Source organism: Ruegeria sp. CDSC081, from assembly GCF_059610485.1.
This window is the reverse complement of record NZ_JBXWNS010000003.1, coordinates 16,470-37,826: the sequence shown is the minus strand read 5'-3', so window position 1 is coordinate 37,826 and position 21,357 is coordinate 16,470. Positions and strand designations below refer to the sequence as shown.

Annotated in this window: 12 protein-coding genes; 5 read left to right on the top strand and 7 right to left on the bottom strand. The window is 55.2% G+C overall.

The features are described 5' to 3' along the window. The first annotated feature begins 36 nt into the window (after window positions 1-36). From AC2FH9_RS05765 to AC2FH9_RS05755, 3 genes are all read left to right on the top strand, one after another. On the top strand, window positions 37-1,902 hold the full coding sequence (locus AC2FH9_RS05765; RefSeq protein WP_496871048.1) for a PAS-domain containing protein: 1,866 nt from the start codon (window positions 37-39) through the stop codon (window positions 1,900-1,902). Beyond that, complete coding sequence (locus AC2FH9_RS05760) at window positions 1,902-2,603, top strand: response regulator transcription factor (protein WP_496698399.1); 702 nt, start codon at window positions 1,902-1,904, stop codon at window positions 2,601-2,603. Before AC2FH9_RS05765 ends, AC2FH9_RS05760 begins: the two co-directional genes overlap by 1 nt. A gap of 252 nt (window positions 2,604-2,855) precedes the next feature. Next, the gene (locus tag AC2FH9_RS05755) at window positions 2,856-4,622 is read left to right on the top strand and encodes an ABC transporter ATP-binding protein (RefSeq protein ID WP_496698356.1); all 1,767 of its coding nucleotides are present in this window, start codon (window positions 2,856-2,858) and stop codon (window positions 4,620-4,622) included. A gap of 77 nt (window positions 4,623-4,699) precedes the next feature. Here the strand turns inward: AC2FH9_RS05755 and AC2FH9_RS05750 are convergent, their stop codons facing one another. The 5 genes from AC2FH9_RS05750 to AC2FH9_RS05730 all read right to left on the bottom strand — a co-directional run bounded on the left by AC2FH9_RS05750 (window position 4,700) and on the right by AC2FH9_RS05730 (window position 14,184). After that, window positions 4,700-5,971 (bottom strand): HlyD family type I secretion periplasmic adaptor subunit, encoded by a 1,272-nt coding sequence (locus AC2FH9_RS05750; protein ID WP_496871177.1) that lies wholly within the window; start codon window positions 5,969-5,971, stop codon window positions 4,700-4,702. 22 nt (window positions 5,972-5,993) lie between these two features. Further along, a complete protein-coding gene (locus AC2FH9_RS05745; RefSeq protein ID WP_496871047.1) occupies window positions 5,994-8,141 on the bottom strand; it encodes a type I secretion system permease/ATPase in 2,148 nt (715 codons plus the stop codon). Beyond that, entirely contained in the window at window positions 8,138-9,361 is a 1,224-nt protein-coding gene (locus tag AC2FH9_RS05740; protein WP_496871046.1) for a TolC family protein, read from the bottom strand. Before AC2FH9_RS05740 ends, AC2FH9_RS05745 begins: the two co-directional genes overlap by 4 nt. A 137-nt stretch (window positions 9,362-9,498) precedes the next feature. Next, window positions 9,499-10,293, bottom strand: coding sequence for a SapC family protein (locus AC2FH9_RS05735; protein WP_496871045.1), 795 nt, complete (start codon window positions 10,291-10,293; stop codon window positions 9,499-9,501). 60 nt (window positions 10,294-10,353) lie between these two features. Further along, window positions 10,354-14,184: a beta strand repeat-containing protein gene (locus AC2FH9_RS05730; protein WP_496871044.1), complete on the bottom strand. Its 3,831-nt coding sequence runs from the start codon at window positions 14,182-14,184 to the stop codon at window positions 10,354-10,356. A 212-nt stretch (window positions 14,185-14,396) separates the two neighbouring features. On the opposite strand from AC2FH9_RS05730, the gene AC2FH9_RS05725 reads away from it, so the two are divergent. After that, complete coding sequence (locus AC2FH9_RS05725) at window positions 14,397-16,448, top strand: beta-propeller fold lactonase family protein (protein ID WP_496871043.1); 2,052 nt, start codon at window positions 14,397-14,399, stop codon at window positions 16,446-16,448. A 12-nt stretch (window positions 16,449-16,460) separates the two neighbouring features. Here AC2FH9_RS05725 and AC2FH9_RS05720 read toward each other — a convergent pair whose 3' ends face one another. Both AC2FH9_RS05720 and AC2FH9_RS05715 read right to left on the bottom strand, forming a co-directional pair. Next, window positions 16,461-17,777: an HlyD family type I secretion periplasmic adaptor subunit gene (locus AC2FH9_RS05720; protein ID WP_496749848.1), complete on the bottom strand. Its 1,317-nt coding sequence runs from the start codon at window positions 17,775-17,777 to the stop codon at window positions 16,461-16,463. Continuing rightward, complete coding sequence (locus AC2FH9_RS05715; protein WP_496871042.1) at window positions 17,777-19,516, bottom strand: type I secretion system permease/ATPase; 1,740 nt, start codon at window positions 19,514-19,516, stop codon at window positions 17,777-17,779. The genes AC2FH9_RS05720 and AC2FH9_RS05715 overlap by 1 nt, the downstream gene beginning before the upstream one ends. Before the next feature lie 426 nt (window positions 19,517-19,942). Here AC2FH9_RS05715 and AC2FH9_RS05710 point away from each other — a divergent pair, with 426 nt between their 5' ends. After that, window positions 19,943-21,349, top strand: coding sequence for a YfcC family protein (locus tag AC2FH9_RS05710; RefSeq protein ID WP_496871041.1), 1,407 nt, complete (start codon window positions 19,943-19,945; stop codon window positions 21,347-21,349). Window positions 21,350-21,357: the final 8 nt, after the last annotated feature.

Below are 21,357 nucleotides of genomic sequence, written 5' to 3'. Positions count from 1 at the left end.
GGCAGATTGAACATCACAGATAACCAGATAAAGGCAATGACGACAGCTGGGCTGAATCTGATCGGTCAGGCGTTGTCGATCTACGACAGTCAGTTGCGGCTGGTGCTTTGCAACCGGCCTTTTCAGGTGATGTTCGACCTTCCGGATGATCTGGTCCGGCCGGGTGCGTTGTTCCGTGACACAATACATTTTCTGGCGAGCACCGGCGAGTATGGCCATGATGAGGTTGTCGAGGACATCGTCGCACATAGGGTCAGTCAGGCCCTCACTTTTGAACCGCACTATATTGAGCGCGTCAGGGCGAATGGGCAAGTGATCTCGGTCGAGGGTGCACCGCTGCCCAACGGCGGATGGGTAACGGTCTATACCGACATCACAGATACCAAACAGGCCGAAGCGCTATTGCGGGCGCGTTCCGAAGAATTGTCGGACGAATTGTTGACCCGGGCCGAGGAAATGGCGGCGACCAACCGAAAGCTAGCGTCGACCATTTCGGCTTTGGAAGAGGCAAAACGTCAGTTAACCGAAATCGAAGCCCGCACCCGGATGACAACCGAAATGATGCCAGCGCATATTGCGCATCTGGATGCCGATGGGCGGTACGATTATTCCAATCGCAAGCTCAGTTCGGTTTTGCCCGGCCGACCCTCTGAGATTCTTGGGATGCATATTTCTGACGCTTTGGGACCGGCCGCATTTGCGCGGATCGAACAGAACCTGAACCGGGCCTACGACGGGGAAGCCACGGTATTTGAATTCACAGAGGGTCAGGATTCACGTCGAATCCGTGTTTCGTTCACGCCCGACAGCGAAGGCGGTGTCTATGTGATGTCAGTCGACATCACTGAAGAAACGCAAGCCCGTGTGGCCCTGCAACAAACACGCCGCCGGGAAATGGCGGCGCAAATGACAAGCGGTCTTGCGCATGATTTCTCAAACTTGCTGACAATTATACTGGGGATGCAGGCCAAGCTTGATAAAATGGACCTGCCGGAAGGCGCACAAAAGCTGGTGGCCGCCACGCGCCAGACTGCTAAACGTGGCGGGCAGTTGCTGAACCGCATAGCAGGCATGACCGGTAACCGAACGCCGCAACCCAAAGCCACGGATATGCGTGCTCTGCTAGAGGATTTGCGTATTCTCGCCACGCCGTCACTGCCGCGTGGCATGGGGCTTTCGGTCGTGAATACATTGCCGGATGTGGCACTTATGCTGGATCAGGGGATGATGCAGGACGCAATCCTGAATCTGGTGCTAAATGCGCGAGATGCCTGCGGAGAAACAGGTCAGATCACGATCAGCGCGCATACGATTGGTGGAACCTGGGTCGAGATTTCCGTCTCGGACACAGGGCCGGGCTTTTCGGAAGAAGCGCTTGGCAAGGCACTCAATCCATTCTTCACCACAAAGGGTGACAAGGGATCGGGTTTGGGTTTGCCCATGGTTTACGATACGGTCAAACTGACCGGTGGAAATCTGAGCCTGCGCAATACACCAAGCGGCGCCATGGTGGTTCTTCGGTTACCATACCGCGCCGCGCCGCCTGCGCTGGAAGGACTGGTTCTGTTGGTTGAAGACAGCAGCCAACTTCGTCGGAATTTCCGTGATATGCTTGTGGAGATGGGGTTCACCGTGATTGAGGCGACCTCAACCGATGAGGCGCTTTCATTGGTGAACCAGATCGAAGACATCGCATTGATATTGTCCGACATTCGGCTGGAAGGACCAGAGACAGGGCTTGACCTTTTGCAGAAAGTGAACCCTTCCTTGCCGTGCATTCTAATGACATCGCTGCCTTATTCCGACCCGCTGCATCGTCAGGCACTGGCTTTGGCACCAGTTCTGCGCAAACCGTTCACACAAGCGCAGCTTACTGCCTTAATCCGAAATGAGGCCGCATGATGAACCAACCGCTGGTAACCATCTTAGATGATGAGCCTGAGATACGTCGTATCCTGACCGACACACTGGAAGAGGCGGGGTTCCGCACTCAAAGTTTTTCCCGTGCTCGTGAATTTGAAGCATCGTTGAAAAGAGTGGTGCCCGATGTGTGTCTGGTCGACCTGTCTTTGCCGGACACAGACGGCTTGGCACTTGTTCATCGCCTGGCTTTGGAACAAGGTGCCGCAGTCATCATTATTTCGGGGCGGGCACAGGTACAGGATCGTGTCACCGGATTGGAGCTTGGCGCGGATGACTACATCACCAAACCCTTTGATCCAGCCGAAGTGGTCGCTCGTATCCGGGCGCGGCTTCGATCGTCGCGGGCACCAGTGCCTCAGTCAGAGATCGCAGAATTCAACGGCTGGACCGCGTATTTCGACCGCTATGTTCTTGAAGACGGTTCCGGATCAGAAACGCCGTTCAGCCACGCCGAGGCCGAGGTGTTACGTCTGTTTCTAGATAGTCCTAAACGATTGATCAGCCGGTCGCAGATGCAAGAAGCGCTCGGGGGAGGCGCGGGCGACAGCTTTGACCGGGCCATGGACGTGCGAATATCCCGATTGCGAACAAAACTGGGCGAGGACCCCAAGAACCCGCGATTGATTAAAACCATCTATGGGGCAGGGTACATCTTTTTGGGCGACGTCGCCTGGCGATGATGATGACGAAGCTGGGTGCATCTGGCGTTCGGTTTGAAACGGGCTCATAAGCTGTCGGAACGTAGGGGCGTTAAAGTAGATATTGCGGTCGCCACCCCGTTATTGTCGGTCGCGTGTTGATAATCTGTCGGCAGGCACTGGATTCTCGGTACAGTCAGGCATAACTAACACAACCGCGCGGTTCTTTGGCTAAGGCTAACTTGGGTTGAAACGTGATCAGATATCGAATTCGAAAAGGTTTTGGAGCGTAAAATGATCAAAGAGACCTTAGCGAACTGGCGATCCAGCCATCTCGGTCGACTTTTGAGTGAAAGTCTTCGGAAGCAGGGTTGGTTGTACGGTGTTGCCATGGTGGCGATGATTGTCGTCGCAGCAACAACTGCGGGAACCGCATGGATGATGGAGAACATCGTCAATGCGATGACCACGCCTGAGATGAAGTCGCAAGTCTACCTGATTGCCGCAGCGGTCGTCGGCTTGTTTTTGAGTAAGGCTGTCGCCTCTTATATCCAGTCAATCTTTCTGGCGCGTGCGGGCAACCGGATCATCGCGGTGCAACAGGAAAGGCTTTACAATAAGCTGCTGAAACGCGGTGTTGGTTTCTTTGCTGAAACAGAATCGTCCAACCTTCTTATGCGCGTAACTCATGGCGCTCAGGCCGCGCGGCGGCTTATCGACGTCATGGTGACCAGCTTCGTTCGTGATGCCCTGACATTGGTCGGCCTCATCTTCGTGATGATTTACCAGGAACCTGTACTGTCAATTCTGTTCTTCTTTGTGGGTCCCGTTGCGCTTTTGAGTGTGCGTTACATCCTCAAAGGTGTGCGGTCGATCATGCAGTCAGAAATGAAGGCGCTGTCTGAAATCATCAAGGTTCTGCAGGAAACATCTGCGGGCATTCGGGTCATCAAGGTCTTTGCTTTGGAAGACAACATGACTGACCGTATGAATGGGGCGATCAGGTCGGTTGAAAAACGGGCGAACTCAATTTCCAGATTGCAGTCGATTGCCAGCCCGTTGATGGAGCTTCTGGCCGGTGTCGCGATTGCGGGTGTTCTGATCATCAGTACCCTTGATATTACCGGCGGCGAACCGACTTCGGCAGGTCAGCTGATGTCATTCATCACAGCCCTTTTGATGGCTTATGAACCCGCCAAACGCCTGTCAAAAATGCGGGTCGTGATTGAAACGGCCCTGGTACCAGTGGGGATGATGTTCGAGCTGCTCGATCAGGAAGACCCGATGGTCGAAAGCGTGAACCCTGAAAAGCTGAAATCCGGCCCGGGTGAAATCCGTCTAAACAACGTGACGTTCGGCTATCAGGGTGAGCAAAAAGTAATCCGAGATATGAACCTGACCTTCGAGGCAGGCAAGACGACAGCTCTGGTGGGTCAGTCCGGTGGTGGCAAGTCCACGATTTTTGGGTTGATCATGCGGTTTTATGATCCCGATCAGGGCAAGGTCGAAATCGATGGCCAAAATCTTGTCGATGTGAGTTTTGCCTCTTTGCGCCGGAAGATATCCTATGTGGGCCAAGACACGTTCCTGTTCTCGACAACCGTGATGGAGAACCTTCGTTTTGCGCGACCTGGTGCCACCGATGAAGAGGTGATTGAGGCCGCAAAGGCTGCCCATGCTGATGTGTTCATCTCACAACTGCCATATGGGTACGATACGCAGGTAGGCGAAAACGGCGCGTTTCTTTCTGGAGGTCAAAAACAGCGTCTGGCGATCGCGCGGGCAATTCTGCGCAATGCCGAGATTTTGCTTTTGGATGAAGCCACCAGTGCTTTGGATGCGGAATCTGAGGCGCTTGTTAAGGCTGCGCTGGACAAGTTGACCGAGAATGTAACAACCATTGTAATCGCACACCGGCTTTCGACTGTGCTTCAGGCAGATACCATTATGGTTGTTCAAGACGGTGAAGTTATCGAACAAGGCAACCTTGATGCGCTAATCGAACATAACGGGACGTTCCGCCAACTGTTTGACCAGCAATTCAAGCTTCCGGGATCCTAAGCTCAGTCCGAATGGGCGGGGCCCCACATAGATTCTGAACGGCATCGAGAAGTAATGGGCGTTGGCCCGGTCAATTACTACTCACGAAGGGCCTGATCTTTGACTTTGACAATCGGCTGCAGCAGGTAGTCCAAAACGGTTTTCTTGCCCGCAAGAATATCCACCTCGGCAATCATGCCGGGAATAATTTCAACCGCTACCCCGTTCCCATCCAACATCGAGTGGTTGGTCCGGATTTCCACGACGAAAACTTCTTCATCGTCCCGCTCAGATCGCGTCACGGTATCAGCCCCGATACGGATAATTTGCCCGTCCAAGGCCCCGTATCGAGCAAAATCATAGGCAGTAATCTTGATCCGAACCAACTGTTCAGGGTGCAAAAATGCGATGTCTTCAGGGCGGACATAGGCTTCGACCAACAAAGACTCATCCAGCGGTACAATTTCGATCAGTTCCTCACCGCTCCGTGCCATACCGCCTATGGTCGTGCGATGAATGCGATTTACGATGCCGCGTACCGGCGACCTGATCTGTGCCTGTTCCGCTCTGTTTCGTAAGGCTGGCAGTGATGGTTCCAGAGTAGCCAGTTCCGCAGTTGCCAATGCAAGTTCGGTCAAAGCCGCACTTCGAAACCTGCTTTGTGTCGCCCGAACCCGATCATCAATTTCCTCCAATCCTGTCTTCAGACGGTTGGTAGCGGCTTCAGCCCTGGTCCGGCGGCCTTGCCACTCAGCCTCGCTGCGTCGCAATGACAATAGTGTCGTCGCGGGTTCCATCTGCTGTTCTACTAGGGGGGTAATGATTGCCCGTTCCTCGGCCAGAACTTTCAAGGTCTCGGCCGCGGTCACCGTATCGACAAGCCCTTCTTCGTATTCTCTTAACCGCTGTTCCCGTTGGCTCATCAGAATTGAGATTTCTGCCTGCAACTCTGATCGCCGGCCTTGAAACAGAGCTGTCTCAGACTGAACAACAGTCGGCGCACCTTGGACCAGGATAGTATCAAATGTCAGCTCGGTCCCGTCTATCTCAGCTTGCAGGCGCTGGGATCGGGCTCTCAAACCATATGCACGCTGTTCCTCTTGGCTGAGTTTGCTGTCGATTTGGGTGGTATCGAACTCCATCAGCAACTTCCCCTTTTCAACAACCTCGCCTTCTCGGACATTCAATGACTGCAGAATGCCGGACTCCGTAGCTTCAATCATCTGAACATCCGCCGACGGCACGATGCGGCCTTCTACACGGGTGACATCATCAAGTTCAGTGAAATGGGCCCAAAACGCTGCTGCCACCAAGAAAGTCAGGATTACCAAGAGAAGCAATGAACTCCTGACCGGTGACCCGCCTCGCATTTCCCGGGCAAGCGAGGCTAGGTCATGATGCTGCGACATTCAGATGCCTCCGTTGCTTTCCGGAATGCTGTGACAGTATGCTTTTTGGTCCATCTACCCGTACTTTGCCGCCCTCTATGACGATAACCCTATCGACAAGTTCCAATAGGCTGTTTCGATGGGTTACGATCAGCATAGTAGTGTCGGGGGTCGCCTTTTTGAGTCGCTGAATGACCTCAGCTTCGGTTTTGACGTCCATGGCACTTGTTGGCTCGTCCAGAAGAAGAACCGGAGGTTTACCAATCAAGGCTCTGGCCAGGGCGATGGCCTGCCGTTGTCCCCCTGACAATCCCTCACCGCGCTCTGCCAGATTTTGGTCATAGCCTCCGGGATGGCGAGAGACAAAATCCTCGACCCCAGCGACTTGCCCCGCCCAAATCAGGTCCTCATCCCTAGGCCTGATTGCGCCGCTTTTGATATTGTCGCGGATTGACCCGGAAAACAGCCAAATATCTTGCAGAACAGAGCCGATATTGCGCCGCAAATCACCTGGATCAATCTGTCTGATATCGACCCCATCCAATTGAACAGACCCGGCGTCTGGATCGTACAAGCCAAGCATTAGCCGCGCGACCGTGCTTTTCCCCGAGCCGATCGGACCAAGGATTGCAACCTTCTCTCCGGGCGAGATGGTGAATGAAACACCGGACAAGACGTTGTCGTGTTTTTCGGGATAAGCAAACTGGATATTTTCGAAGGTTAATCTTCCTTCAAAGCGATCGCGACTGATCCAGCTCCGCCCTTCGGGGCGCTCACTGTCGGCCTGCATCAAGGCATTAAGGTTTCGATAGGCATTTCGGGCCTGATTAACCCGTGTCAGGGTCTGTGCCAGTTGCCCAAGTGGCGCAAGAGCCCGGCCGGTCAACATGACCGAAGCAACAAGCGCGCCCATGCTTGCCTGACCATCCATCACAAGAAAAACACCGTAGAAAACGATAAGGACCTGAGCGGCCTGTTGGGTAAATCCGGTCAGATTCAAGGCAAATTGAGTCACTGCCCTGCTGCGCGCGCCATGTGATGACTGAAGCTGTATGGCAGCCTCCCACCGCGACCTCATGGGCCGGGCCGCCGCTGTCGTTTTTATGGTCTCCAACCCGGATACAGTTTCGACCAGAACCGATTGCTTGGATTGACCATCGGTGAAGCTTTTCTCGGCAAGGCGAGAAAGTATAGGTTGCACGATGATGCCTGCTAGCAAAACGACAGGCACAGCCAGAGCTGGAACAAGTGCAAGTGGGCCACCGACCAAGTAAATGACAAAGACAAACAATGCTATGAAGGGTAGATCCACGACTGCCACCAAGGTGGCGGATGTGAAAAACTCACGGAGTGTTTCAAATTCACGAATGGTGCTGGCCATGGCCCCTGTCGAACCTGTGCGCGCCTTCATGCGAATGTTGAGGACCTGGTCAAAGACTCTACGGCCCATCGAAATATCTACTTTCTGGCCAGCCCGATCTATGAATCCTGCCCGCAGGAGTTTGAGCGCGAAATCAAAAAGTAGCGCGATCCCAACACCTGCTGTCAAAGCAATCAGAGATTCTGTGGCTTCGTTTGGCAAAACACGGTCATAGACGACCATGATAAAGACCGAGGTAGATAGACCAAGTAGATTTGCCAACGCCGCCGCAAGCGCAACCTGAGTGTAAGACCAACGATTTGCCGTCATAGCGGACCAAAACCAGTGGCCCGAAGCAGAACTGGACCCCGTAGCTAAATCCTCACGGTGATTGCGCCGCAGCAGGATCGCAAACCCTGTATAGACATCTGATAGATCGGTTTGCTGAATTTCACCTATTTCCGAACCAACCTCTGGATCATAGATCAGAACCCGACCATTTGAGGTTCGGCCATGAAACACAACGTATCTTCCCCCTTCAAGAATCAACAACGCAGGAACCAAAGTGTTGTCAAAAGCTGACAAAGCCCTTCTTCCGTATCCCGCTTGGACCCCAACACGCCGTGCCAGTTCCAATGAATCGCGGATTGTAAGCTCTCCGTTCGGGCCTGTTTGGGCCGCGAGGATCCCAGCAAAAGTGATCGGACAGTCAAGATGGGCCGCAGCGTGCATCAGGCATTTTTCAAAGCACGATAACTCGGGCGTTGCGAAGGCAGGTGTCAATTGTTTCATTGAGAGCCCTCAACGGAACTGATTGAAATGCCAAGGAGGTCCAGGATGTCACCAGTCAAACTAAGGATTGCGTAGTCTGTCAGGAAATAGTTCTGTTCGGCTAGGATAAGTCTTTCCTGCGCATTCACATAGTCGCGCTGTGCGTCAAGGATTTCGATCAGACTGCGTCGTCCGATTGTGAATTGCGCGCGCGCCGCTGCAACACTGTCAGCATTCGCTTGCGCAGCTATTCGCGCCTCTCTAAGCCGTTGTGCTCCAGCAATTTGGTCAGCGCGAATTGTGTCCAGCTCTCTTTGTATTTCTCGCGTTAGGGATTGATGAACGAATTCCGCTTCGCGAACTTTGGCTTCAGCCGCGGTGATGGCGGCACGGCGCTGTCCAGTAGAGTCCAGCTCATAATTGAAGGACAGGTCGACCCCGAAATTTGCGTCATTGCTATCATCGCGATCCGCAAATGCCGAAACATTCACGCCGGGTTGACGGCGTGCCAAAGCGGCAGAACGTTCTGCCTTGGCGGCAAGCAGGGCCGCTTCCGAACGTCGAATCTGCAGGCTTCCCGTTACGATACTATGATCCGATTGTGAGATCGTCGGCGCTTCGACTGGGGGTTGCAGATCACCTGACGGGCTGCCAAAAACTTCACGAAAACGGGCATCGGCGAGGTCCACTCTGGCTTTTGCATCCGCCAGTCGCGTCCGTGCATCGGCCATCCGCGACCGCGCTGTCAATACATCGGCGTTCGAACCAGCGCCTAATGCAGCCCTCTCGGAAATTTGTTGAACGAGCTGTTGGTGGACTTCCACATTTTTCACCGAAATATCCAGGATTTTCCGTAAATCCAAGACCACTATATAGGCCTCAATCGCAGCCAGAGCGGTTGCCGAGGCTGTTGATAACTGGCCGCCGCGACTTTCAAAAACCCGTGCTTCTGCAGCAGTCAAATCACCGGACGCGGCCCCCCCGTCATAAACGAGCTGTGAGATCCGCAGATAAGGGGTCACGTTGGCTGTGTCCGAGTCTACCCGCTCGGATCTGGCGTTGATTCCAAGTGAAACCTGCGGAAGAAAGGCCCCTTTTGCCGCGTCGTGGTTGGCTACTGCCACATCCAGCGCGGACATAGATCGCGCGAGGTTGGGGCTGGTCTCGACAGCGTGCCGTACACGCTTGCCAAAGGAACTGGTAATCAGTTTCTGAGATGGTTCATGTGTGCGGAAACCCACGGCCCCGGTCGAAAAAGAAGCCTCGACCCCGGCAATGTCAGGTGGCTGGGTACAGGCCGATACTATGCTGAAAGAGAGAGCAGAAATCAGAAAACTCAAAAAGCGACCGCATGTGGGCATTTGTCATTCACACTTCATTAGGGCCAGATTACGTCATCGGTTTGGGCTTGGGCGAATGCATTCATGAAACCGGTAAGTTCTGAATTTTCGGTGTATTTTACAGATGCACCGGCCTGGGAAATCTGCTTTTGCGCCTGAAAAAGCCATCTGAGATTGGATAATGAAGCCTGATGGCCATAGATCAGGCGTAAGCCTTTTGTTTCGACCAGTTCCAATTTGCGTTTTGCCGATAGCTGTTCCAGGCGTGCAGAGTTGATTTGCAACCAGTTATGTGCAGAGCCTAATTCCAAATTGTCGCTCAAGGGCTCAAACAGCCCAAAAGCGTCTATCATCTTGCAAATTTCGGTAGTTCTAATCTGAGAGGTTGCGCGCGCTTTCAGGAAGTCTTGAACTTCTTTCAATTCAGTGCCGAGCTTATCCGGAGCTGAAAAAAAGGGATTGTCAGAGCACTCTTCGGTCAACAGGCCCGAACCTTCATCTACCACCAGCTGAAAGGTGCTGCCGCTATCCAGCCGGCGGCACGTAAAAGGATGACTACGCAGTTCGGACGGAATATAGCTGGCCAGCCAACGCCCTTCTGTTGAAACAAATGGCGAGGGTTCACCAGCAAGAAGTGAATATACCGCAATTGGTTCAATTTCTGGGCCGGTCCTGCGAAACACGATCGGAAAAGTGGCTGCAATCTGGAGCACCTCTTCTTCCACGATCACGCTCTCGGTGCGTTCAGCTGCAAAGTCATAAGATGTGAAACGCTTCCAATACCGATGACTGTGACGGTTGAAATTGATCGGAATTAGGCCATTCTGTGCCATTTCTACCTCTTGAAAATCGAGAGTACTGCCACCCGCGTAGGGTGGCAGCGTAGTCGAGCGTCAGGCACTGGCCCCGGTTGGATCGGTATGCAGAATATTGTCAGCAGTAAGCCCGCTGAGGTCATCCAATCCGGTGAAATGGGCCACCGTTTCGACTGTCGCCGCATCGGATGCGGAATAGTCGACCTTGACCAGCACACTGTCAGTTCCATCCGTAGCCAGGACATAGATCTCGTCACCTGCTTCGGCGCCGGTAAGGCTTTCGACCGCTGTCTCGATGGTTTGAGCCGTCAGATCGCTCAGCTCTGTCGTCAAACCAACCACTCCGGTGTCCGCGCCTAGTGCATCCCCTACTGAAAGCGTTTCCACACCGGTTCCGTCGCCGCGCAGGCTGCCGACATCCAATCCACTGAACATGATCGCATCAGCGGTGTCAGTCGCGGGTCCAGTCGTGAAGCCAGTGATCGTATCAACGCCATTTGCTGTTGGGTCCGGCTCGAACACGACAATGTCCCGACCAGCACCTGAGACATCCACTGTGTCATCGCCGTCCTGGCCACGAATGACGTTGTCGATGTCGGTTGCAATCAATGTGTCGTCGCCTGACGTCCCGATCTGCAGCACCGATGGACCACCATCCGGAGTCGTCAACGTCAGAACAATCGGTTCAGAGGCATCTAGAACTGTCATCGTGAATGTGACGATGGGTTGGGACAGGTCGGAATAGGTGGTCGCCGCGCCAGCAAAACTGACGGCTGATCCACTCACCGGGTTCGTCAGGAACAAATCGAATGCCCCATTCTCGATATCTGATCCGGTGTCAAACGTCACCACTGAGGGATCGAAACCCAGTTCGGCTGTGATCGCCAGACCGCTGGACAGATCCGTATCAGGATCTGCGTAGATTTCAAATGTGACCGTGGATCCACTTTGCCGGGCTTCAGTAATTACATAGGCTGCCGGTTCATGGGCCGTGTTTTCATCCGTAGCTGGCAAAGGGTCGGGTCCACCTGCCACAGATACCGCTGCGCCAAAGTCCAGATCATCTCCCGCCTCGACCGATGCAAAGGTGGCCGCACTTACCGCCAGTGTCCAGGTTCCGTCGGCGCCGACCGTAGCGGTTCCAACTGACACGGAATTCAACGTCACATCTACGCTCTCGCCCGCGGCAAGGCCTATTGACGTGCCAGAGACAACCACACCCGAACTTTGCGCGTCATCCAATGAAACGGCGCCGTTTGTTCCAGTGTTGTCTATTGCCAGGACGGGCCGAAAATCCGTGGTTAACGGCGCGGTGGCCGGGGTTGAGGTATTGCCAGCAGAATCCGTAACCGTCGCTGAAACCTGGAAGGTTGTGCTGTCTGCCAACGCTCCCAAGTCACCGGACGGAACGGTTGCTGACCAGGTGCCACTAGAGGCGGTGCCTGTATAGGACTGCCCGTTCAGTGTGACTGTAACCATTTCCCCGTCGGCGGCATCCGTTGTCCCGGTGATCGTCAGGTCACTATCTTTTTCGGATACATCCAGCTCTGACCCGACCGAAAGAGGGTCGATCGTGACCGATGGCGCGGTAAAGTCTGTGTCAAAACTGGTTGATGTCGCTGTTGTGTTCCCAGCCGCATCCGAAGCAGATGCCTCGACATCGTAGGTTTCGCTATCCTGAAGTCCGGCCAAATCCGCGGCTGAGGCGGTATAGGTCCAGGACCCGCCCGTTACGGTCGCCGTGCCGGTGACGTCAACTGTGCCGTCCTGCCGAACGATTTCTACGGTCACAACCGTGCCATCTGCCGCATCAGAGGTTCCGGACACTGTAAGGTCGGTTCCTTGTTCCGCGGCGTTCATGACAGCCCCATCCGACAACCCGGTGATAGAGACCGCCGGTGCTGTGAAATCCGTTGTGAAACTGCCGCTGGCCTGCAGGGCAGGGTTTCCAGCCGCGTCAGAGACATCTGCGGTAACATTGACGGTTGCTGCATCGGACAGGGCAGCAAGATCTATCGCCGGGACGGTCGCCGACCAAGTACCGCCAGAGGCGGTTGCGGTGTAGTCCTGCCCATTCATGGAAACGGTTACGGTTTGACCATCCTCAGCGTTCGTTGTTCCAGAGATTGTCAGATCAGTGCCCTGTTCGGCTGCATTCATGACAGCGCCGTCGGAAAAGTTGTCGATGCTTACAGTCGGCGCGGTGGCATCTTTCGAAAGCGGGACACTTGCCTGCGGTGCAGATAGGCCGTCTGTGTCAAGCACATCCGCCGTGATCGTGAAATCGCCCCCATCTGCCAGCGATGCAAGATCGCTTGCAGGGACGGTGACGCTCCAACTGCCGCCGCTGACTGTACCGGTGTAGGTTTGTCCATCCAGGGTGACTGTCACCACCTGGCCGTCCTGAACGTTTCCTGTTGTGCCAGAGATTGTCAGATCAGACCCGGTTTCGGCAGCGTTGAGGACCGCACCAACGGACAATGGCGCGATATTCACCGAAGGCCCCGTCAGATCGACCGGTACCGAAGCCGTGGCCGGGACCGATGGGTTGCCTGCCACATCGTCAACGACAACATTTACCGAGGCCGGATTTCCGGTGGAGAGCGAGCCGAGATCGCCGCTGGGGATGGTAACACTCCAAGTGCCACCCGATGCGGTGCCGGTATATGTCTGGCCATCGAGAGTCACGGTGACCGTCTGCCCGTCTGCGGCGGATGTCGACCCGGTGACAATCAGGTCAGAGCCGATGTCCCCCAGGCCAATCGAACCGCCAGAGACCGGATCAAGCGTGATCGTTGGAGCGCTAAAATCTGTGTCAAAGCTTGCGCTTGTCTGTATCGCCGGATTTCCTGCGCGGTCGTCGACATCGGCAGTCACTGAAACGGTCACCCCGTCAGGCAGGGCGGCCAGGTCTGTGGCCGGCACGGTAACACTCCAGTGGCCGCCGCCATTCACTGTCCCAGTATAAGTCTGCCCGTTTACAGATACCGTTACTGTTTGACCTCTCTCGGCGTCAGAAGTGCCCGAGATTGTAAGATCAGTCGCTTGCTCGGCGGCATTCAGAATGGCCCCGTCCGAAAAGCCCGTAATGCTGACCGTCGGTGGAAGAGTGTCCACATCGAATCTTACCGTTTCGACCGATACTTCCTCACCCGTTCCATCCAGGTTGCGAACGGTGACTGTTGTCACACCTTGAGGAAGGCTAGCCGCCTCAACCGCCGTAAGGGAAATACTCCAACTGCCATCTGGATTGGGCGTTGCCGTCTTGGTCAGTGATCCGATTGTCACCTCGACCGTTGTGGTTCCGGTCGGTGCCATCAGGTTTGCGCTGGCGCTGTTCAATGCGTTCGCTTGCAGACCAGCAAGGTTCAGGCTCTGGAAATTTGGAGCGGGCGCCGGAGCCTCGTCATCTCCACCGCCACCGCCACCACCTCCTCCTGCTGCGGCTGCACCCGCCAGACCAAGGCCCCCCAAAACAGCACCGGCGCCGCTAACGCCGCCAGCGGCTGCTGCGGCTCCCCCGGCTTCGGCGGCCAGTGCGAATTGCGCGACTTCCGCCGCCGCATCTTCGGCAATCATGATGGAGCCGCCGTCCAGGATATGAACATTCTCTGCCGAGACCAAAATCGTGCGCCCATCTTCCAGTTTGAGAAGAACATCGCCATTTGCCAGTAGCTTTGCGCTGTTAACGCCGGGAATCGCATCAGCGAATTGGAAGGTGTCCAGTTCTTCGGTCGTGGCCTGTGCCAACGCAGGAAGGGCAAGCAAGGCCGAACTTAGGCTGCCTGCGATGCCGCGCCCGACCCAGCGGCGCATTTTGTTGTCGATCCACTTGCGTATCTGTTGCCGCTGACCCGCATCGGGCCGGGTACTTGCAGGATTGCGTGTCATATCAGGTGTTTTGGTCATCTTGCCCTCACATGCTGTTTCCGCGCTGAAATCATGGGCAGCGACGTTTTGTTCATGTGTGTTGCCCATCGGATGTTCATGCGGTCGGACCAGAAAAAATTGTGTTAAACTGAAACCGAACTCCTCGTTTTCACCACAATCCCGCTTTGGTATTGGACCGGGCATCAGATCATCCTGTTCAAGAGCCAGATTTTGGCGTGGGGTGATTTGGTATGATGCTTCAGTTCGGCGGAGTAGTTGCAACAGGGAGCGCAGCGCTCGATTCAGGTATCGGCGATACGGCTTTAGAAACGTTTAACGGGGAAACGTATCTGTACAGCCTGACCGGACAGGGAGGGGGCATTGTTGTATGGCACCTCGTCGAAGGCGCAGTTCCCCAGCAGCAAGACATAGAATATTTCAGTGGTACAATCTCGGGCACAGTTGGACGTTCCGGGGTAACGGTTTCTCTGTTGGGGGGCGATCACATCGTTCTGGATGTCAGGTCCGCAACCGGCCTTGTCAGCTACGAAATCCTTCCAGACGGATCTATCGGAGAATTACAGGAAACCGGGACCCTGAGCGGTGGGGGTGGCTATTCGGCCTTAGTGCAGGTTTCCTTTGGATCGGTCGACATTCTGGCCGTGGCGCAAGAGGGCAGCGGGTTGATTTCGACCTATACGGTTGGCTCAGACGGCTCACTGACCTTTGCGGGGGCCGTTGCAGGTCAGGCCGACTCGATCAAGACCGCTCAGTCCGGGTCGGATCAATTTGTCGTCGCAACCGACGCCACCAGCAATTCGATAACGACCTTTTTGGTGGACAGCAGCGCAGGAACCTTGAGCCTCGCAGATTCCGGCGATGGGGTCGCGACCTTGGGCTTTGGCGCCCCAACGGCCGTCGAAATTGCGCAGGCGCATGGCCATTCCTGGGTCATCGTTGCTGGCAGCGAAAGCAACACGATCAGCGTCATGGAGCTGTCTGGTGATGGCCGGTTGATACCCACCGATCATGTGCTGGATACACTGAATACCCGCTTTGAATCGGCTCAGGACCTGGCCGTGGTCGAAGTGAATGGTCAGGTGTTTGTCGTGGCCGGGGGAGGCGATGATGGGGTGACACTGTTTACCCTGACACCGGATGGTCAACTGGTCTATCTGGACAGTTTTGCCGATACGTTGAGCACCGGGCTGCAAAATGTCGAATCGCTCAGCGTGGCCCATGTCGGGGACGAAATTCAGATCTTTGCGGCCTCACAAGAAGAGGCCGGGTTGACGCAGCTTACTTTTTCGGTCGCTGACCTGGGTATCGTCGCGGACGGTTATGGGACAGTCACTGGCACCGCGCAGAACGATATGCTCAGTGGCAGCATCCTTGATGCCTCTCTACTTGGCGGCGGCGGCGATGACATCCTGATAGCGGGGATTGGGGCCACTACGATGACCGGCGGTTCCGGGTCTGATATCTTTGTGATGCAGACCGGAACCGCGATGACAACGATTACCGATTTTGAAGTCGGATCGGACAGGCTGGATCTGTTTGACTATCCATTTCTGCGCTCACCTGGACAGCTCACTTTTACGTCCACCGCGCAAGGTGCGCAGATCGAGTATCTGGATAATGTGGTTCAGGTGTTTTCGGCGTCAGGTGCTCCGCTGACCAGCTCAGATGTCTTCGGCGCCGGATTTGGCGGGCCAGACCATATTCCGGTGGATTTGAACGGTTTGGGCGTGCTCGACCCGGACAGTTCGGCAGGCATTCAAGGGAATATTACCATTGATTCACAAGCTGCAAATCCCGGTCTGTCAAACGCTGAAATACGTTTCACCCCGGAAGGGGGCGGCACGGTTAGTGTCCAAGCCGACGATGAAGGGAGGTTCGATCTGGATCTGCCTTCGGGCACATTTATCGGTGAACTGGATATCATAAAGTCCTATTCGGCTGGAACCGGCGAGATCACCGCTCTGGACGCATTGCAGGTCTTGCGACTTTCCGTGGGACTGGACCCGACATGGGGGCAGGCAGCACCGGAAAACCTGATTGCGGCGGATATCAATCAAGATGGCCTCATCAACGCTCTGGATGCGCTGGCTATCTTGCAGATCGCCGTCGGATTGCCCACAGCGTATGAGGCAGAGTGGATGTTTCTGGACGCGGATGCCGATTTGTCGGGGATCACAAGTTCAAACGTGACCTACGAAACCGGTGTCGATGTCGTCGCGGTAGACGGAGTGATCACGACTGACATGACTTCGATCCTGTTGGGCAATCTCGAAGCGGTTTAAAGACAACGGAATCTATTCCCGGAAGGCCCTGTTAAAGTAATCGGCCATCGGTTTTATCAGATATGAAAACGGGGATCGCTCGTCCGTCTTGATCATCGCTTCGACTGGCATGCCGGGTACAAGGCGTTGTCCGTTCAGGCGCTCGATCTGGTTGGCATCAGGTAACATTTCAGCGCGATAAAATGTGTGTCCGGTGTTCTCATCAGTGAACGTATCGGCAGAAATCGTGACAACATGCCCTTCGATTTCGGGGGTTTCGCGTTGGTTGAAGGCGGGAAATCGCAGGAGGGCGGGCTGCCCAATATACACTTGGTCCACATGAATCGCATCTACGCGAGCGGCAATCAGCAGAGGAATTTCCTGTGGTACGACATACATCATCGGTTCTGCCGGTTGTACAACCGAATGCAGTGCAAACACCTGGCTTCCATAGACTGTACCGGAAACCGGCGCCCTAATATCCAGCCGCGATAGACGAACAGCCAGCGAGAGCCTGCGTTCAGACAGTTCGGCGATTTTCGATTGCGCATCGCGTAAGGCGGTGATTGCTTCTTCGCGGCGTGTCGCCTGCAGTTCTACAATCTTGATCTCGGTTGCCGCGATTTGGCCTTTGAGCCGCGCGGCAGCCGCTTCGAGCCTGCCTATTTCACCTGTCAGGCTGGCTTCTTCGCGTTGCAAGGCGGAGACCCGACTGGCTTGTGTCAGACCGCGTTGAAGCAGGCTTTGCTGGTCCTGCAGCTCCTCTTGTATCAGATCGACCTGACGGCGCAGCGAGACCAGTTGCGCCAAGGTGCCCTCGATCTCGCTTTCTATCTGAATGCGTTGCTTGCTCAACTGCTGAGTCTGCTGATTTAGGGTATTCAGACGTGCCTCGAACAGGCGTTGCTGGCCGGCGATCAGCTCAGGGTCAATGTCTTCTTGTTTCTGAACGTCGTTCAGCGCGGATGTCAAAACAGTCAGATCAGTGCCATCGCGTTCGGCCTGAAGCCGCGCCTTTCGGACGAGTAATTCAAACAGCTGCGCCTCAACGATGGTCTTTTCCGAGGTCAGAAACGTGTCATCCAGACGTAACAGAATGTCGCCGCCGGTGACGGAATCACCGTCGCGCACAAAAATCTCGCCGACCACGCCACCGTCTGGATGCTCGACTACCTGGCGGTTGCTTTGAACTTCGATGACGCCCTGCGATACAATGGCGCCTGCCAGCCTGGTCTGCACCGCCCAAAAGCCCAACCCGCCGATTAAAATAGCCAGTGCGAGAAACCCGACCAGAGCAGGAAATGTAATGCGCCAAACAGGGCGCGTGTCATTATAATTGGGCTTTTGCATTACTCACCCACCCGTGCCAGACCCTTTTTGATCGCATTTGCGTTCTGAACCATGGCGCTTAGCACCTCGTCGCGGCTGCCGGATTTCACAACCTGCCCATTTTCAACAACTGCAAGATCGTCGCATTCGGAAATGGCCTGTGGCCGGTGCGTCATGATGATGGCTGATTTACCCGCGGCCTTCAGTTCTCGGATCGCGGTGTTCAATGCCTCAGTGCCATCAGCATCCAGAGCCGAGTTCGGCTCGTCCAGGATCAGTAGGACAGGATCTCCATACAAAGCGCGCGCCAGAGCAATACGTTGCTTTTGGCCACCCGACAGTTGACTGTCATTGCCTTCCAGAAACGTGTCGTACCCCTTTTCCAACGTCAGGATCAGGTCATGTGCCTTGGCTTTTTTGGCTGCAGCGATGACCGCTTCCGAATCCGGGTTTTGGGACATCCGGGCGATGTTTTCGGTCACTGTTCCGTTGAACAAAGTGACTTCCTGCGGCAGATAGCCGATGTGTTGGCCCAAATCATCAGTGCCGTATTGATCCAGCGTAGCGCCTCCAAGCCTGATTTCGCCAACGGCCGGTTTCCACAATCCTAACAGGGCCTTGGCAAGCGTGGATTTTCCTGACCCGCTTTTGCCGATCACGCCCAAAGCTTTGCCCGGTTCTAGTTTCAGTGAAACGTTCCTGAGTGTCGGTAAATCGGCGCCGGGTGGTACAACGGTCAGTCCTTTGGCGATCAGGCGCGCATCTGGTACAGGCAATTTGGTCCGGTCCGGCTCGGGCGGGGTGGTGTCCAGGAATCGGTTCAGTGAAATCCACGCAGATCGCGCACGCTCCACCAATGCCCATTGGCCCACCGCCTGCTCGACCGGGGCCAATGCGCGCCCAAGCAGGATGGACCCTGCAATCATTGCCCCAGGGGACAGTTCGTTTCTTAAAACCAGCAAAGCTCCCAATGCCAGCATGGCAGATTGCAAGAACAGCCGCATCGACTTGGTTAATGAGGTAAAGCTTCCGGTCCAGTCGCTTGCCGAGATGGTCTGTCTCAGCGCATCGGTCCTCTGGGTCAGCCAGCGTTGCGAGATGTCATGCTGCATTCCTTGCGAGCGGACAACTTCAGCGGCTTGTCTGGCATGTTCCGAGAATGAGCCTGCCCGCGCCGAGGCCTGCTGCGCAGCGGCCACCTTTCTATGAGTGAGTGCCTGATTAAGCAGAGCGATGACAATCAGGATCGCACCACCCGCAACGGCAAGCCATCCAAGCATCGGGTGGAATAGGAAGATTGCTGCCAGAAAAACCGGTGTCCAGGGGATATCCATTACGGCCAGCAAAACAGGAGAGGAACACAGGTTCTGGATTGCCTCAAGGTCGCGCAAGGCAGTGGCTGGGGCTGCACGGGCCTGCGGAACAAGAGATTTTCGCAGCGTTGCCTCGAACACCCGCTCGTCCAGTTGCGACTGGTACCTCGCTCCGAACCGCGCAACGATACGTCCTCGCGCAAAATCCAGCATGGCCATAAGGCTATATAATAGAGCGACAATCAGAAACAGCGCCGTGAGGGTTTCAACCGCCCGAGAGGCAAGGACCCGGTCATAAACCTGCAGCATGAATAAAGGCCCGGTCAGCATCAGCAGGTTGACAAAGATGCTGAACAGGAAGGCCAGTGCCAGAAATGACAGCCCCTTGTTGCGCACCTTGCGCAACTCATGTCTGGCAGGCAGGGACCTGGGAATTTCAGAGCTCACGTTGTTAGCCTTGGGTTACTGTTCGATACGGGCATTTGCGCCTTAATTTCTTGCACATTAGCCTTTGGTAAGCCGAATGCAAATGTGCGACTTACCGGTTCAGGGAAATGGGCTGATATGTCAACATGATCACCACAGTCTCAAGCGGGTTTCTGCCAGACTGGGGCGATGGATCGCAAGGTGCTAAACGCTGCACTCAAATGAGCAACTTACGATCTGTAGGAAAGCAAAAACTGACCAACCTGAATCCGGCGTCAGCCTGAATTCTATTGATGCAGGTCAATGCGCAGCGCCAGCGAATGGCGTTCATGTAGAACCGTTCAGGTCGCCTCGGGGTCATTCATCCTTTGTAATCTCATATTGAGACTGTATGAAGAGACCGGAAGTTTCGAAACCCAATCTCAGCTCTTTTAGGAGTTTGATGACATGAAGCTCAAGTTTCCAACTGCATATACAATTCTGTTTGCGTTGATAGCACTGGTCGCCATTGCAACCTGGTTTGTTCCCGCTGGCCAATATGACCGCGTCGCTAACGAAGCCCTGGGACGCGATGTTCCGGTACCGGGCAGCTATCAGGTTGTCGAGCCCAATCCGCAGGGGTTCTATGATGTCGTACTGGCCCCTATCGGGGGGTTTTATGACCCTGTCAGTTATGAAGCGCGGGCGATTGATGTTGCACTTTTTGTGCTGGTGATTGGCGGTTTTTTGGGAGTTGTAACGCGAACCGGGGCGATTGACGCCGGGATTGCGCGCGCAATGGTGTGTCTAAAGGGGCGCGAGAAATGGATGATCCCCATCTTGATGGCCTTCTTTGCTGCGGGGGGCACAATCTATGGCATGGCCGAAGAGTCACTGGCTTTTTACGCGCTGATCATCCCAGTGATGATTGCCGCGCGCTATGACGCGGTAGTGGGTGTGGCCATCATCATGCTGGGGGCGGGGGTTGGCACGCTGGGATCGACGATTAACCCGTTTGCCACAGTCATCGCCTCGGATGCGGCGGGGGTGCCCTTCACCAATGGCATAATGCTGCGCTTTGCGCTGTTGCTGGCATGCTGGTTGGCCTGTGTGGTCTTTGTCATGCGATATGCAGCCAAGGTCAAAGCCGATCCGGATCTGTCCATCGTTGCCGACAAGCGCGAAAGCAATGAGGCGCATTTCCTCAAAGGTGGCCGCACGGGCGGTGAAGCTCCGACCTTTACGAGTATGCATTGGCTGATCCTTTTGATCTTTGCGGCCAGCTTTGGCGTGATGATCTGGGGTGTCGCGGCAGGAGGCTGGTGGATGGCCGAGATGTCCGGCCTGTTCATTGTGTCCTCGATAGTCGTGGGATTGATCGCACGGATCGGGGAAGAGGAATTCACCTCGACCTTCGTTGACGGTGCCCGGGATTTGCTGGGCGTTGCGCTGGTGATCGGGATCGCACGCGGGATCGTAGTGGTCATGGACGCAGGAAACATCACCGATACCATTTTGTATTGGGCAGAAGGTGCCGTGGATGGTTTGGGCAAAGTGGCCTTTATCAATGCGATGTTCGCCTTGCAGGGGCTGTTGTCCTTCCTCGTCCCGTCATCTTCGGGCTTGGCGGTTCTGACGATGCCGATCATGGCGCCGCTAGCAGACTTTTCCGGCGTAGAACGGTCTTTGGTCGTGACGGCCTATCAGTCAGCCAGCGGTTTGGTGAACCTGATTAACCCCACCTTTGCGGTGGTCATGGGCGGGCTTGCCCTGGGGCGTGTGCCCTATGAACGCTGGCTCAGGTTCATGTGGCCGCTTTTACTGATCCTGATCGTCATCATCATGGCCGGGCTCAGCCTTTCCGCGTTGGCATGAGGTCGCAT

What these genes read in the sequence shown, in the direction of transcription:
- AC2FH9_RS05765 (WP_496871048.1), top strand. Translation starts at nt 37, where the DNA reads ATGACGACAGCTGGGCTGAATCTGATCGGTCAGGCGTTGTCGATCTAC.
- AC2FH9_RS05735 (WP_496871045.1), bottom strand. Translation starts at nt 10,293, where the DNA reads ATGGCACAGAATGGCCTAATTCCGATCAATTTCAACCGTCACAGTCAT.
- AC2FH9_RS05750 (WP_496871177.1), bottom strand. Translation starts at nt 5,971, where the DNA reads ATGCGAGGCGGGTCACCGGTCAGGAGTTCATTGCTTCTCTTGGTAATC.
- AC2FH9_RS05710 (WP_496871041.1), top strand. Translation starts at nt 19,943, where the DNA reads ATGAAGCTCAAGTTTCCAACTGCATATACAATTCTGTTTGCGTTGATA.
- AC2FH9_RS05760 (WP_496698399.1), top strand. Translation starts at nt 1,902, where the DNA reads ATGAACCAACCGCTGGTAACCATCTTAGATGATGAGCCTGAGATACGT.
- AC2FH9_RS05730 (WP_496871044.1), bottom strand. Translation starts at nt 14,184, where the DNA reads ATGACCAAAACACCTGATATGACACGCAATCCTGCAAGTACCCGGCCC.
- AC2FH9_RS05720 (WP_496749848.1), bottom strand. Translation starts at nt 17,777, where the DNA reads ATGCAAAAGCCCAATTATAATGACACGCGCCCTGTTTGGCGCATTACA.
- AC2FH9_RS05755 (WP_496698356.1), top strand. Translation starts at nt 2,856, where the DNA reads ATGATCAAAGAGACCTTAGCGAACTGGCGATCCAGCCATCTCGGTCGA.
- AC2FH9_RS05745 (WP_496871047.1), bottom strand. Translation starts at nt 8,141, where the DNA reads ATGAAACAATTGACACCTGCCTTCGCAACGCCCGAGTTATCGTGCTTT.
- AC2FH9_RS05725 (WP_496871043.1), top strand. Translation starts at nt 14,397, where the DNA reads ATGATGCTTCAGTTCGGCGGAGTAGTTGCAACAGGGAGCGCAGCGCTC.